This window comes from Bradyrhizobium sp. CCBAU 51745, assembly GCF_028128715.1.
Taxonomy (GTDB): domain Bacteria; phylum Pseudomonadota; class Alphaproteobacteria; order Rhizobiales; family Xanthobacteraceae; genus Bradyrhizobium; species Bradyrhizobium manausense.
Map to the genome: position 1 here is coordinate 1 of NZ_LBJP01000084.1, position 14,166 is coordinate 14,166.

12 protein-coding genes are annotated in these 14,166 nt (G+C 64.0%); 8 read left to right on the forward strand and 4 right to left on the reverse strand.

The features are described from left to right. The 5 genes from infB to pnp form a co-directional block, all read left to right on the forward strand. A partial coding sequence (infB, locus tag XH98_RS24565) for a translation initiation factor IF-2 (RefSeq protein ID WP_271620181.1) occupies positions 1-2,106 on the forward strand: 2,106 nt, incomplete at its 5' end. Positions 2,107-2,262: 156 nt separating this feature from the next. Then, a complete protein-coding gene (gene rbfA / locus XH98_RS24570; protein ID WP_271620182.1) occupies positions 2,263-2,706 on the forward strand; it encodes a 30S ribosome-binding factor RbfA in 444 nt (147 codons plus the stop codon). Further along, positions 2,703-3,821 (forward strand): tRNA pseudouridine(55) synthase TruB, encoded by a 1,119-nt coding sequence (gene truB / locus XH98_RS24575; RefSeq protein WP_271620183.1) that lies wholly within the window; start codon positions 2,703-2,705, stop codon positions 3,819-3,821. Before rbfA ends, truB begins: the two co-directional genes overlap by 4 nt. A gap of 2 nt (positions 3,822-3,823) precedes the next feature. Continuing rightward, a complete protein-coding gene (gene rpsO / locus XH98_RS24580; protein WP_008540131.1) occupies positions 3,824-4,093 on the forward strand; it encodes a 30S ribosomal protein S15 in 270 nt (89 codons plus the stop codon). 375 nt (positions 4,094-4,468) lie between these two features. Further along, entirely contained in the window at positions 4,469-6,625 is a 2,157-nt protein-coding gene (pnp, locus tag XH98_RS24585) for a polyribonucleotide nucleotidyltransferase (protein ID WP_271600332.1), read from the forward strand. 189 nt (positions 6,626-6,814) lie between these two features. On the opposite strand, the gene katG is transcribed toward pnp, so the two are convergent. Beyond that, entirely contained in the window at positions 6,815-8,980 is a 2,166-nt protein-coding gene (katG, locus tag XH98_RS24590; RefSeq protein WP_271620184.1) for a catalase/peroxidase HPI, read from the reverse strand. Positions 8,981-9,093: 113 nt separating this feature from the next. Here katG and XH98_RS24595 point away from each other — a divergent pair, with 113 nt between their 5' ends. The 3 genes from XH98_RS24595 to XH98_RS24605 are packed head-to-tail and all read left to right on the forward strand — an operon-like array spanning position 9,094 to position 11,085. Beyond that, positions 9,094-10,020 carry a hydrogen peroxide-inducible genes activator gene (locus tag XH98_RS24595; protein WP_271600330.1) on the forward strand — a complete coding sequence of 309 codons (927 nt, stop codon included), beginning with the start codon at positions 9,094-9,096 and terminating at the stop codon, positions 10,018-10,020. Between the two features lie 7 nt (positions 10,021-10,027). Continuing rightward, entirely contained in the window at positions 10,028-10,492 is a 465-nt protein-coding gene (locus XH98_RS24600) for a GNAT family N-acetyltransferase (RefSeq protein WP_271620185.1), read from the forward strand. Next, positions 10,489-11,085, forward strand: a complete 597-nt coding sequence (locus XH98_RS24605; RefSeq protein WP_271620186.1) for a glutathione S-transferase family protein — start codon at positions 10,489-10,491, stop codon at positions 11,083-11,085. The genes XH98_RS24600 and XH98_RS24605 overlap by 4 nt, the downstream gene beginning before the upstream one ends. Positions 11,086-11,191: 106 nt before the next feature. On the opposite strand, the gene fabI is transcribed toward XH98_RS24605, so the two are convergent. From fabI to fabA, 3 genes are all read right to left on the reverse strand, one after another. Then, positions 11,192-11,992 (reverse strand): enoyl-ACP reductase FabI, encoded by an 801-nt coding sequence (gene fabI, locus XH98_RS24610; RefSeq protein ID WP_271600327.1) that lies wholly within the window; start codon positions 11,990-11,992, stop codon positions 11,192-11,194. Positions 11,993-12,165: 173 nt separating this feature from the next. Next, positions 12,166-13,389, reverse strand: a complete 1,224-nt coding sequence (fabB, locus tag XH98_RS24615) for a beta-ketoacyl-ACP synthase I (RefSeq protein WP_057752357.1) — start codon at positions 13,387-13,389, stop codon at positions 12,166-12,168. A gap of 39 nt (positions 13,390-13,428) precedes the next feature. Further along, a complete protein-coding gene (fabA, locus tag XH98_RS24620) occupies positions 13,429-13,950 on the reverse strand; it encodes a bifunctional 3-hydroxydecanoyl-ACP dehydratase/trans-2-decenoyl-ACP isomerase (RefSeq protein WP_057752353.1) in 522 nt (173 codons plus the stop codon). Between the last annotated feature and the right edge of the window lie 216 nt (positions 13,951-14,166).

A 14,166-nucleotide genomic window follows, 5' to 3' on the forward strand; every position in this document is an offset into this window, starting at 1 on the left:
CGCCCCGCGCCGACCACGACGCGTCCGGGAGCGACGACCACCGCTCGCCCGGCAACCACCACGTCACGGCCGGGCGGCCCTGTCGGTCGCACGCCCGCCGTTGCGGCCGGTCCGGACGAGGACGATGGTCCGCGCCAGATCCGCCGCGGTCCCGGCGGCGCCGCGCGTCCTGCCGCGGCCCCGAAGACCACGCACAAGCCCGGCCCGCAGAAGGAGCGCGGCCGTCTGACCGTCGTGACCGCTCTCAACGCGGACGACGTGCGCGAGCGCTCGATCGCCTCGTTCCGCCGCCGCACCCAGCGCCTGAAGGGCCATGCCTCGAACGAGCCGAAGGAAAAGCTCATTCGCGAAGTGACGATTCCGGAAGCGATCACCATCCAGGAACTCGCCAACCGCATGTCCGAACGCGCGGTCGACGTCATCCGCATGCTGATGAAGCAGGGCGCGATGCACAAGATCACCGACGTGATCGACGCCGACACCGCGCAGCTGATCGCCGAAGAGCTGGGCCACACCGTCAAGCGCGTCGCCGCGTCGGACGTTGAAGAGGGTCTGTTCGACCAGGTCGATGATTCCACCGATACCGAGACGCGTTCGCCCGTCGTGACCGTGATGGGCCACGTCGACCACGGCAAGACCTCGCTGCTCGACGCGCTCCGCCATGCCAACGTGGTGTCGGGCGAAGCCGGCGGCATCACCCAGCATATCGGCGCCTATCAGGTGCTGTCGCCCGAAAGCGGCAAGAAGATCACCTTCATCGACACGCCCGGCCACGCCGCGTTCACCGCTATGCGCGCCCGCGGCGCCAAGGTCACCGACATCGTGGTGCTGGTGGTCGCGGCCGATGACGGCGTCATGCCGCAGACGATCGAAGCCATCAATCACGCCAAGGCGGCCCGCGTGCCGATCATTGTTGCCATCAACAAGATCGACAAGCCCGATGCCAAGCCCGAGCGCGTCCGCACCGAGCTGCTCCAGCACGAGGTGCAGGTGGAATCCTTCGGCGGCGAAGTCGTCGACGTCGAAGTCTCCGCCAAGAACAAGACCAATCTCGACAAGCTGCTCGAGATGATCGCACTCCAGGCCGAAATCCTCGATCTGAAGACCAATTCGGAGCGTCCGGCCGAAGGCACCGTGATCGAGGCCAAGCTCGATCGCGGCCGTGGTCCGGTTGCAACCGTGCTGGTCCAGCGCGGCACGCTGCGTGTCGGTGACATCATCGTCGCCGGCGCCGAGATGGGCCGCGTCCGTGCGCTGATCTCGGATCAGGGCGAGACCGTGGACGAGGCCGGCCCGTCGGTGCCGGTCGAGGTGCTCGGCTTCAACGGTCCGCCGGAAGCCGGCGACCGTCTCGCGGTCGTCGAGAACGAAGCCCGCGCCCGCCAGATCACCAGCTACCGCGCGCACCAGAAGCGCGAGAACGCGGCGGCCTCGATCTCGGGCATGCGCGGCTCGCTCGAGCAGATGATGTCGCAGTTGAAGACGGCGGGCCGCAAGGAATTCCCGCTGATCGTCAAGGCCGACGTGCAGGGCTCGCTGGAAGCGATCCTCGGCTCGCTGGAGAAGCTGGGTACCGACGAAGTCGCAGCCCGCATCCTGCATGCCGGCGTCGGCGGCATCTCGGAATCCGACGTGACGCTCGCGGAGGGCTTCAACGCCGCGATCATCGGCTTCTCGGTTCGTGCGAACAAGGAAGCCGCTGCCGCCGCCAAGCGCAACGGCATCGAGATCCGCTACTACAACATCATCTACGACCTCGTGGACGACGTGAAGAAGGCGATGAGCGGCCTGCTCGCGCCGACCTTGCGCGAAACCATGCTGGGCAATGCCGAGATCCTGGAGATCTTTAACATCTCCAAGGTCGGCAAGGTTGCCGGCTGCCGCGTCACCGACGGCACCGTGGAACGCGGCGCCAATGTGCGCCTGATCCGCGACAACGTCGTCGTGCACGAAGGCAAGCTGTCGACGCTGAAGCGCTTCAAGGACGAGGTAAAGGAAGTCCAGGCCGGCCAGGAATGCGGCATGGCCTTCGAGAACTATCACGACATGCGTGCCGGTGACGTGATCGAGTGTTATCGCGTGGAGACGATCCAGCGCTCCCTGTAAGTCCAAATCTTACCGAAGCGCCCGGATCTTTTTGAGCTGAAATTGCGGGAGTGCGATGGCCGGATTTTTTCCGGCCATCCACGCTCCATTCGTTTCAACAGGACAAATGACAATGCTCGTGTCCCAAACGCGGGCACGTTGAGGTGATTTTCGACCATGCCACGGCATCATCAGAAGAAGAGTTCCGCGCCCGGCGGCTCGCAGCGTCAGCTGCGCGTCGGCGAGCAGGTTCGCCACGCGATAGCCGATATTCTGGCGCAAGGCAGCGTGCATGATGCGGACCTCGAAGGCCACATCATCACCGTGCCGGAGGTGCGGATGTCGCCCGATTTGAAGCTCGCGACAATCTACGTGATGCCGCTCGGTGGCCGCGACACCGAGCTCGTCATCACTGCGCTCGATCGCAACAAGAAATTCCTGCGCGGCGAAGTCGCGCGGCGCGTTAACCTGAAATTTGCACCTGACATTCGCTTCCGCGTCGACGAACGATTCGACGAAGCGGAACGGATCGAGAAGCTTTTGCGAACACCTGCGGTGCAGAAGGACTTGGACAAGAATCCGGATCAGAACCCGGATTCGGATCGGGAAGAAGAACAATGATGATGAACCCCGCACACGGCGCGATCGGCAGCGATGAGGTCGATGCGCGCGAGGCGCAGCAAAATAGTTTTGCGGATATCGGCGGCAATGGAGAGCCGCATCGGGAGGCGCGTCGCGTCAACAACGATCCGCGTGCGAACAAGCAGAAGGGCAATCAGGTGCGCCGCGATCGTCGCGATGTGCACGGCTGGGTCGTGCTCGACAAGCCGATCGGCATGACCTCGACGCAGGCCGTTGCCGTGCTCAAGCGCCTGTTCAACGCCAAGCGCGCCGGCCATGCCGGCACGCTCGATCCGCTCGCCTCCGGCGGACTGCCGATCGCGCTGGGTGAAGCCACCAAGACGGTTCCCTTCGTCATGGATGGCCGCAAGCGCTACCGCTTCACCGTGTGCTGGGGCGAGGAGCGCGACACCGACGATATCGAAGGCCAAGTCACCGCCACATCTGACCACCGCCCGACCCGGGAGGCGATCGAAGCCCTGCTGCCCCGTTTCACGGGAGTCATCGAGCAGGTTCCACCTCGCTATTCCGCGATCAAGGTCCAGGGCGAGCGGGCCTATGACCTCGCCCGCGACGGCGAGGTCGTGGAGCTGGCTCCCCGCCCGGTCGAGATTCACCATTTAATCCTTGTAGATCAACCAGATAATGACCGGGCCGTGTTCGAGGCCGAGTGCGGCAAGGGAACCTATGTCCGGGCACTCGCCCGCGATATGGGCCGGATTCTCGGTACTTTCGGTCATATTTGCGCGCTGCGGCGGACCCTGGTCGGCCCATTCAGCGAAAATGACATGATTCCGCTGGATCAGCTGGAGGCTTTGTGCGATAGAGCCGCGTCCGGCGAGGGAAGCCTCGCCGACGCGCTGATGCCCGTTGAGACCGCGCTGGACGACATCCCGGCACTGGCCGTCACTCGGGCTGATGCGGCAAGGCTCCATCGGGGCCAGGCCGTTTTGTTGCGCGGACGGGATGCGCCCACAAGTAGCGGCACAGTCTATGTCACGGTGGCAGGCCGTCTTTTGGCGCTTGCTGAAGTTGGCAATGGCGAAATCATCCCCAAGCGTGTGTTCAACCTGACCGGCTTGACTGCCTCAACCGGTCGCAACGAGAGAAATTGACGATGTCGATTGCCGCAGAACGCAAAGCGGAAGTCATCAAGACGAATGCCACCAAGGCCGGTGATACCGGTTCGCCCGAGGTTCAGGTCGCGATCCTGTCGGAACGCATCAACAACCTGACCAACCATTTCAAGACCCACGTGAAGGACAACCATTCGCGTCGTGGTCTCTTGAAGCTGGTCTCGACCCGCCGCTCTCTCCTCGACTATCTGAAGAAGAAGGACGAGGCGCGGTACAAGGCGCTGCTCGAGAAGCACAACATTCGTCGCTAAGAGTTCTTGCGCGCGCCACTGGCGCGCGTTTTTGCGCGTGATTTCGAGCGAAAGCGCTTATTGCAGGGTTTTTGATCGAGGCTCACGCGTAAGTCCGGTGTGAGCGATGTTTCGCATCCGGGGGCATGAGCAGCGAAGACCAAAGGTTCGGTGTTCGCGAACGTGCCGACTGACAGTCCAGCAGCAATCCGGCGGCTGGGCGCAACGGGCAAGGTGCCCGTATGACCCGAAAGGATGGACGCCATCCGACATCCAAAAACCATGGCAGGATCGCAGGACGCTGATCGCCCGCTCCGATCAGCGTCCTGCAATCTTGACATGGTTTTTGTTTTTCGAGCCGTCCCTTCTTTCGAGAACCCATGAAAGAAGACCTCTATGTTCAATAAGCATTCAGTCGAGATCGACTGGGGCGGACGCCCTCTCAAGCTCGAAACCGGCAAGATCGCACGCCAGGCCGACGGCGCCGTCGTCGCCACCTATGGCGAGACCGTGGTGCTCGCCACCGTCGTCGCGGCGAAAGCGCCGCGTGAAGGCGTCGATTTCCTGCCGTTGACCGTCGACTACCAGGAAAAGACCTACGCAGCTGGCCGCATTCCCGGCGGCTATTTCAAGCGCGAGGGCCGTCCGACCGAGAAGGAGACGCTGGTCTCCCGCCTGATCGACCGTCCGATCCGTCCGCTGTTCGTCGACGGCTGGCGCAACGAGACCCAGGTGATCGCCACCGTGCTGTCGCACGACATGGAGAACGATCCCGACATCGTCGCTCTCGTGGCCTCCTCGGCCGCGCTGACGCTGTCAGGCGCGCCCTTCAAGGGCCCGATCGGCGCCGCCCGCGTCGGCTTCGCCAATGACGAGTTCATCCTCAACCCGACGCTCGACGAGATGGTCGACACCCAGCTCGACCTGGTCGTCGCCGGCACCGCGGATGCCGTGCTGATGGTGGAATCGGAGGCCAAGGAGCTGAACGAAGACATCATGCTCGGCGCCGTGATGTTCGGTCATCGCCACTTCCAGCCTGTGATCAACGCGATCATCGAGCTCGCCGAGAAGGCCGCCAAGGAGCCGCGCGAAGTCACCGTGATCGACAACGCCGCGCTCGAGAAGGAAATGCTCGGCCTCGTCGAGGCGGAGCTGCGCGCCGCCTACGCCATTCCGGTCAAGCAGGATCGCTACGCCGCGGTCGGCAAGGTCAAGGAAAAGGTGATCGCCCACTACTTCCCCGAAGGGCAGGAGCCGAAATACGACAAGCTGCGCGTCGCCGCCGTGTTCAAGGAGCTCGAGGCGAAGATCGTTCGCTGGAACATCCTCGATACCGGCAAGCGCATCGACGGCCGTGACGTCAAGACCGTGCGCAACATCGTCGCCGAAGTCGGCGTGCTGCCCCGCGCCCACGGCTCGGCGCTGTTCACCCGCGGCGAGACCCAGGCGATGGTCGTGACCACGCTCGGCACCGGCGAGGACGAGCAGTATATCGACGCGCTGTCGGGAACGTACAAGGAGACGTTCCTGCTGCACTATAACTTCCCGCCCTTCTCGGTCGGTGAGACCGGCCGCCTCGGCGGCACCAAGCGCCGCGAGATCGGCCACGGCAAGCTGGCCTGGCGCGCGATCCACCCGGTGCTGCCGCCGCATCACGAGTTCCCCTACACCGTGCGCGTCGTCTCGGAGATCACCGAATCCAACGGCTCCTCGTCGATGGCTTCGGTCTGCGGCGCCTCGCTCGCGCTGATGGACGCCGGCGTGCCGTTGAAGCGGCCGACCGCGGGCATCGCGATGGGCCTGATCCTCGAAGACAAGCGCTTCGCGGTTCTCTCCGACATCCTCGGCGACGAGGACCATCTCGGCGACATGGACTTCAAGGTCGCCGGTACCGAAGCCGGCATCACCTCGCTCCAGATGGATATCAAGATCGAGGGCATCACCGAGGAGATCATGAAGGTCGCTCTCGGCCAGGCCAAGGAAGGTCGCATCCACATCCTCGGCGAGATGGCCAAGGCGCTCACCAACGCCCGCGCCGAGCTCGGCGAATACGCGCCGCGCATCGAGACCTTCAAGATCGCCACCGACAAGATCCGCGAAGTGATCGGCACCGGCGGCAAGGTGATCCGCGAAATCGTCGAGAAGACCGGCGCCAAGGTCAACATCGAGGACGACGGCACCGTGAAGGTCGCCTCCAGCGACGGCGAGGCGATGAAGGCCGCGATCAAGTGGATCAAGTCGATCGCGTCCGATCCGGAAGTCGGCCAGATCTATGACGGCACCGTCGTCAAGGTGATGGAGTTCGGCGCCTTCGTGAACTTCTTCGGTTCGAAGGACGGCCTCGTTCACATCAGCCAGCTCGCCGCCAACCGCGTGCAGAAGACCTCCGACGTCGTCAAGGAAGGCGACAAGGTCAAGGTCAAGCTGCTCGGCTTCGACGATCGCGGCAAGACCCGCCTGTCGATGAAGGTGGTCGACCAGACCACCGGCGAAGACCTCGAAGGCAAGGGCGGCGAGGGCGAGAAGGCTCCGCGCGAAGCAGCCGGCGAGTAATCGCTCAAGCCACGTCAGAAACACGAAGGGCGGCCGAGAGGCCGCCCTTTTTGTTTCGTCCGTTTTGATCAGGCCGTAGCCCGCATGAACCGAAGCGGAATGCGGGACCGGTGTCCCGGATTGCGCTGCACTCCATCCGGGCTACGGGAGCCACCTCTCCCGCAAGCAAGCGGGAGAGGCGCAACCGCCTCACGCCGCGATGTCGAACCGGCCGAGGTTCATCACCTTGGTCCAGGCCTTGGCGAAGTCGGCCACGAACTTCTGCTTCGAATCCGAGGTCGCATAGACCTCGGCGAAGGCGCGGAGCTGCGAGTGCGAGCCGAAGATCAGATCGGCGCGCGTGCCGGTCCACTTCACCGCATTGGTCTTGCGGTCGCGACCCTCATAGGAGCCGTCGGCCGCCGGCGTCCACGCCGTGCTCATGTCGAGCAGGTTGACGAAATAGTCGTTGGACAGCGTGCCCACCTTGGCGGTGAAGACGCCGTGCTTCGACCCGTTCGCGTTGGCGCCGAGCACGCGCAGGCCGCCGACCAGCACGGTCAGCTCAGGCCCCGTGAGCTTGAGAAGCTGCGCGCGATCGACGAGCGCTTCTTCCTCCCGCAGGAACTGATGCTTCTTGCCGACATAGTTGCGGAAGCCATCAGCGCGCGGCTCCAGCGGCGCGAAGGAGGCCGCGTCGGTCTGCTCTTGCGAAGCATCCATGCGACCCGGCGTGAAGCAAACCTTGACGTCGACGCCGGCATCCTTCGCCGCCTTCTCGACCGCGGCGGTGCCGCCGAGGACGATGAGATCGGCGAGCGAGACCTTCTTGGCGCCTGAGGACGCGTTGAAGTCCTTCTGGATCGCTTCGAGCTTGCCGAGCACCTTGGAGAGCTGGGCCGGCTGGTTGACCTCCCAGTCCTTCTGCGGGGCAAGGCGGATGCGCGCACCGTTGGCGCCGCCGCGCTTGTCCGAACCGCGGAACGTCGAGGCCGACGCCCAGGCGGTCGAGACCAGCTCGGACACCGAGAGGCCCGAAGCCAGGATCTTGGCCTTCAGCGCGGCGATGTCCTGATCAGAGACCAGCTCGTGATTCACGGCCGGAATCGGATCCTGCCAGATCAGCGTCTCCTTCGGCACCAACGGGCCGAGATAGCGCTGGATCGGACCCATGTCGCGATGGGTCAGCTTGAACCAGGCGCGGGCAAAGGCGTCCGCGAACTGATCGGGGTTTTCCAGGAAGCGACGCGAGATCTTCTCATAGGCCGGATCGAAGCGCAGCGAGAGATCGGTCGTCAGCATCGTCGGGCGATGCTTCTTCGACTTGTCGAACGGATCGGGAATGATGGCGTCGGCACCCTTGGCCGTCCACTGGTTCGCACCGCCCGGGCTCTTCGTCAGCTCCCATTCGTACTTGAACAGGTTCTCGAAGAAGTTGTTGCTCCACTTCGTCGGCGTCGTGGTCCAGGTCACTTCGAGGCCGCTGGTGATGGTATCACCGGCGAGGCCGGTGGCATGCTTGCTCTTCCAGCCAAGGCCCTGATCTTCCAGCGCGCCCGCTTCCGGCTCGGCACCGACCAGCGACGGATCGCCGGCGCCATGGGTCTTGCCGAAGGTGTGGCCGCCGGCGATCAGCGCGACGGTTTCTTCGTCGTTCATCGCCATGCGGAAGAAGGTCTCGCGGATGTCCTTGGCCGCGGCGACCGGATCCGGCTTGCCGTTCGGGCCTTCCGGATTGACGTAGATCAGGCCCATCTGCACCGCGCCGAGCGGCTCGGCGAGCTGGCGTTCGCCGCTGTAGCGCTCATCGCCCAGCCAGGTGCCTTCCGGACCCCAATAGAGCTCTTCCGGCTCCCAGACATCGGCGCGACCACCGGCGAAGCCGAACGTCTTGAAGCCCATCGACTCCAGCGCGACGTTGCCGGCGAGCACCATCAGATCGGCCCAGGAAATCTTGCGGCCGTATTTCTGCTTGATCGGCCAGAGCAGCCGGCGCGCCTTGTCGAGGTTGGCGTTGTCAGGCCAGGAATTGAGCGGAGCAAAACGCTGCTGACCGGCACCCGCGCCGCCGCGGCCGTCGGTGATGCGGTAGGTGCCGGCGCTGTGCCAGGCCATGCGGATCATGAGGCCGCCATAGTGACCGAAATCGGCGGGCCACCATTCCTGCGAATCCGTCATCAGGGCGGTCAGGTCCTTGATGACCGCATTCAGGTCGAGCGTCTTGAATTCCTTGGCATAGTCGAACGCCTCGCCCATCGGATCGGACAGGCTGGAATTCCTGTGCAGCATGTCAATGCTGAGATTGGTGGGCCACCAGTCGCGGTTCGCTGGCACGCGTTTGCCGCCCGAAAACGGGCACTTCGAAGTGTCGTCCATGAATACCTCCTCTGGTGGCGTCCGACTGCGCCATTGACCAGGTCGGAGCACTCTAAGCGTCGCCTTCGATCAGGGGAAGTTGACTTTAATGATCGCTGCGATAGGTTTTTCTGATGATCAATCTGACGCTGCGCCAGCTGCGCTATTTCGACGCGCTCGCCCGCCATGGTCATTTCGGCCGCGCCGCGGAAGCCTGTTCCATCTCGCAGCCGGCCCTGTCGATGCAAATCAAGGAACTGGAGGAGGCGCTCGGCGGGCTGCTGCTGGAGCGCAGCGCGCGCCAGGTTGCGCTGACCCGGTTCGGCGAGGAGCTCGCCCAGCGCGTCCGCGACATCCTGCGCTCGGTCGATGAGCTCGGCGATTTCGCCCGTGCCTCGCAGAACCGTTTTGCCGGGCGCCTGCGCATCGGCATGATCCCGACGATCGCGCCCTATCTTTTGCCCAAGATCACCAAGAATCTGACGCGCATGCATCCGGAGCTCGATATCCGCGTGCGCGAGACGATGACACCGCGGCTGATCCAGGAGCTGGTCGAAGGGCGACTCGACACCGCGATCGTCGCCCTGCCGGTCTCCGAGCCCTCGCTCACCGAGGTCGCCCTGTTCGAGGAGAAATTCCTGCTGGTGCGGCCGGGCACGGATGCGGGCACCCCGGTGCCGTCGCGCGAGATGATGCGCGAGATGCGGCTGCTGCTGCTCGAGGAAGGCCATTGTTTCCGCGACCAGGCGCTGTCGTTCTGCAACATGCAGTCGGCGCCGCCGCGCGAGATGCTGGATGCGAATTCGCTGTCGACGCTGGTGCAGATGGTCAGCGCCGGCATCGGCGTCACCTTGATTCCGGAGATGGCGGTGTCGGTGGAGACGCGATCGGCGTCGGTGTCGCTGTCGCGCTTCCGCGACCCCGAACCGTCGCGCACCATCGGCATGGTCTGGCGCAAGACCAGCCCGCTGGCGCGCCAGCTGCTGCAGATTTCCGAGGTGGTGTGTCTGTCGGCCGGCAAGGTGCGCGCGCGGCAGACCATGCGTGGGCAGAAGCCCTGAGTTGGTCATGCCCGATCTGATCATCCGCCCCGCCCGCACTGACGAATATGACGAGATCGGCCGCGTCTGGATGGAGAGCTGGGTCTCGACCGGACTCGCCGAAGCCAGCGATTTCCTGCTGGCGAACCTGCGCGCCCGCGTCCGGCGCGAGATCGAGGACGGCTGGAGCCTGTTCGTCGCCGATGATCAGGGCACCATCGCCGCGATGCTGGCGCTGCATCTGCCAAAGCACTATCTCGACATGCTGTTCGTCGGGCCCGCCCATCAGGGACAATCGCTCGGCCGGAAGCTGCTCGCCTTCACGCGCACGCAAATGCCCGACGAGATCGACCTGCGCTGCGTTCGCGAGAACGAGAAGGCGTGGCGCTGGTATGAGCGCGAAGGCTTTGTGTTCGAGAAGGAAGAGGTCGAACCGTCGAACGGGTTCGTGATGAAATACTACCGTTGGGAGCGCAAAGGGAGCTCGCCATGATCAAGCTCTACTGGTCACCCCGCTCGCGATCGTTCTCGACGCTCTGGCTGATGGAAGAGAGCGGGCTGCCCTATGAACGGGTGCTGACCGACATTTCGACCGGCGCGCAGAAGGCACCGGACTATTTGAAGATCAATCCGATGGGCAAGGTGCCGGCGCTCAGCGACGGCGATGCCGCGCTCGGCGAAGCCGCGGCGATCTGCGCTTACATTGCCGACCGCTATCCCGAGACGAAGCTGGCGCCAGCCGCGACCGACCCGCGCCGCCCGCGCTATCTGCAATGGCTGTTCTTCTCGCCGAGCTGTATCGAGCCCGCGATCATCCAGATCTTCACCAAGATCGAGGTGCCGACCTCGACCGCGGCCTGGGGCAGCGCGACGCAGGTGTTCGACGTGCTGGAAGCTGCGCTCGACAAGGGGCCGTGGATTCTCGGCGAGGAATTTTCCGCAGCCGACATCACCATCGGCGCGGGCCTGAATTTCGCGGTGCGCCTGTTCAAGATGGTGCCGTCGCGCCCGGCCTTCGATGCCTATATCGCACGCTGCATGGCGCGGCCGGCGTTTCAGCGCGCGGAGAAAATTGCGGCGGGCTAAGCGAGCTCTCGTAGGGTGGGCAAAGCGCAGCGTGCCCACCACTTGGTTGCGATGATTGAAAGATCGTGGGCACGTCGCTGACGCTCCTTTGCCCACCCTACGGCACCTACTCCGGCGCCTTCAGATCATCCGGCCTTGGCATCAGCACGATGTTATAGCCACTATCGACATAGTGGATCTCGCCGGTCACGCCGCCGGAGAGATCAGACAGCAGATATAGCGCCGAGCCGCCGAGCTCGTCGAGCGTGACGCCGCGACGAAGTGGCGAATGCTTTTGCATGAATGCAAACATCGCGCGCGCCTCGCCGATGCCGGAGCCGGCGAGCGTGCGGATGGGGCCGGCGGAGATCGCGTTGACGCGGATACCGCGCGGTCCGAAGTCGGAGGCGAGATAGCGCACCGAGGCTTCCAGCGCCGCCTTGGCGACGCCCATCACGTTGTAGTTCGGCATCGATCGCTCGGAAGCGCCGAAGGTCAGCGTGAGCATGCTGCCGCCGTCCGTCATCAGCTCGGCCGCGCGCTTTGCAACCTCCGTGAAGGAGAAGCAGGAAATCACCATGGTGCGCGAAAAATTCTCGCGGCTGGTGTCGGCATAACGGCCCTTCAGCTCGTTCTTGTCGGCAAAGCCGATGGCGTGGATGACGAAATCGAGCTTGCCCCATTTTTCGCGAAGCGCGGCGAAGGTCGCATCGACGCTGGCGATGTCCTCGACGTCGCAAGGCAGCACCAGCTCCACGCCGAGGGACTCCGCGAGCGGCTTGACGCGCTTGCCCAAGGCTTCGCCCTGGAAGGTGAAGGCAAGCTCGGCGCCGTGGGCATGCAGCGTCTTCGCCATGCCCCAGGCGATCGAATGATCATTGGCGATGCCCATGATCAGACCGCGCTTGCCTTTCATTAAGCCTTCCATTGCTTCTTAACTCCACCATTCGGTGTCATCGCCCGCCTCGTGCGCGCTTGCGCACTGGGGCGGGCGATCCAGTATTCCAGAGACCGTCGTGAGAAATCGAGAAGCCGCGGCGTACTGGATGCCCCGCTCCCGTGCGCAATTGCGCACTAGGCGGGGCATGACAGCGTGCACCGTCACACGTCCATCCGGCTGAACACCAGCGTGGCGTTGGTGCCGCCGAAGCCGAACGAGTTCGACAGCACGGTGCCGATTTTGACGTTGTCGATGCGCTTGCGCACGATCGGCATGTCGGCAAACACGGGATCGAGCTCCTGGATGTGCGCGCTCTCGCAGATGAAGCCGTTGTTCATCATCAGCAGCGAATAGATCGCCTCCTGCACGCCGGTCGCGCCCAGCGAGTGGCCGGTCAGCGCCTTGGTCGCCGAGATCGGCGGGCACTTCTCGCCGGCGCCGAACACGCGACGGAGCGCGTCGATTTCCGGCGGGTCGCCGGCCGGCGTGGAGGTCGCGTGCGGGTTGATGTAGTCGACCTTGGTCTTCACCGTCGACATCGCCATGCGCATGCAGCGCTCGGCACCTTCACCCGACGGCGCGACCATGTCGTAGCCGTCCGAGGTCGCGCCATAGCCGACGATCTCGCCGTAGATCCGCGCGCCGCGCGCCTTGGCGTGCTCGAGCTCTTCCAGCACCAGCACACCGGCGCCGCCGGCGATGACGAAGCCGTCGCGGTTGACGTCATAGGGACGCGAGGCGGTGGCGGGCGTGTCGTTGTACTTCGAGGACATCGCACCCATGGCGTCGAACAGCACCGACAACGACCAGTCGAGCTCCTCGCAGCCGCCGGCGAAGATGACGTCCTGCTTGCCGATCTGGATCGTCTCATAGGCATTGCCGACGCAATGGTTCGACGTCGCGCAGGCCGAGGAGATCGAATAGTTCACGCCCTTGATCTTGAACCAGGTCGCAAGCGTTGCCGACGCCGTGGACGACATCGCCTTCGGCACCGCAAACGGACCGACGCGCTTCGGTCCCTTGCTGCGGGTGATGTCGGCGGCTTCGACGATGGTGCGGGCGGACGGACCGCCGGAGCCCATGATGATACCGGTGCGAATGTTGGAGACTTCGTCCGGCGACAGACCGGAGTCCTGGATCGCCTGCTCCATGGCGATGTGATTCCACGCGGCACCCTGGCCGAGGAAACGCATCGCACGGCGATCGACGACCGTCGAAGGATCGAGCGTGGGCGCACCTTGCACCTGCGAGCGGAAACCGAGCTCGGCATATTTCTCGGCCCGCGAAATGCCCGACTTCGCCTCGTGAAGGCTTGCAAGCACTTCCTGGGTGTTGTTTCCGATCGACGAGACGATACCCATCCCGGTGACCACAACCCGCCTCATGACAGCCTCGCCTAAATCGTTGTCTTCTTGGTGATGTGCTTAGCCCAGGCTCGTGCCCTGCTTGAACAGGCCGACCTTCAGGTCCTTGGCGCGATAAATAATCTGGTCGTCGACCGAAAGCCATCCGTCGGCAATGCCGAGCACCAGCTTTGAACGCATCACGCGCTTGATATCGACATTGTACACAACCTTGCGGGCCTCGGGCAGCACCTGGCCGCCGAACTTCAATTCGCTGAGGCCAAGCGCACGGCCGCGACCTTCGCCACCGATCCAGCCCAGATAAAAGCCGACCATTTGCCACAGCGCATCAAGTCCGAGGCATCCCGGCATCACCGGATCGTTCTTGAAGTGGCAACCGAAGAACCAGAGGTCGGCCTTCACGTCGAGCTCGGCGCGCACCAGGCCCTTGCCGAATTCGCCGCCATTGTCGTTAATTTCCGTGATGCGGTCGAACATCAGCATCGGCGGCAGCGGCAATTGCGCATTGCCCGGGCCGAACATCTCACCGCGGGCACATGCCAGCAAATCTTCGTATTCGTAACCGTTGCGCCTGTTCAGCATGCGGAAGCCTCTGTTTGAACCCCGATTGAGCGGCGTTTCTGGCAAAAATGGGCCCCGTCCTGCTCGGACGGCAACACCGATTGCCGTCCTCAGGCGCCAATACCGAGAGCCGGATCGGCCGCGGGCCGGGCCCCAATGCCTGGCCGCGCCAAAATCGGTTGGGCGGAACCGCGCGCTCTCTAACACAGGCCTTTTCGGGTAGCAAAGCCGTCCCAT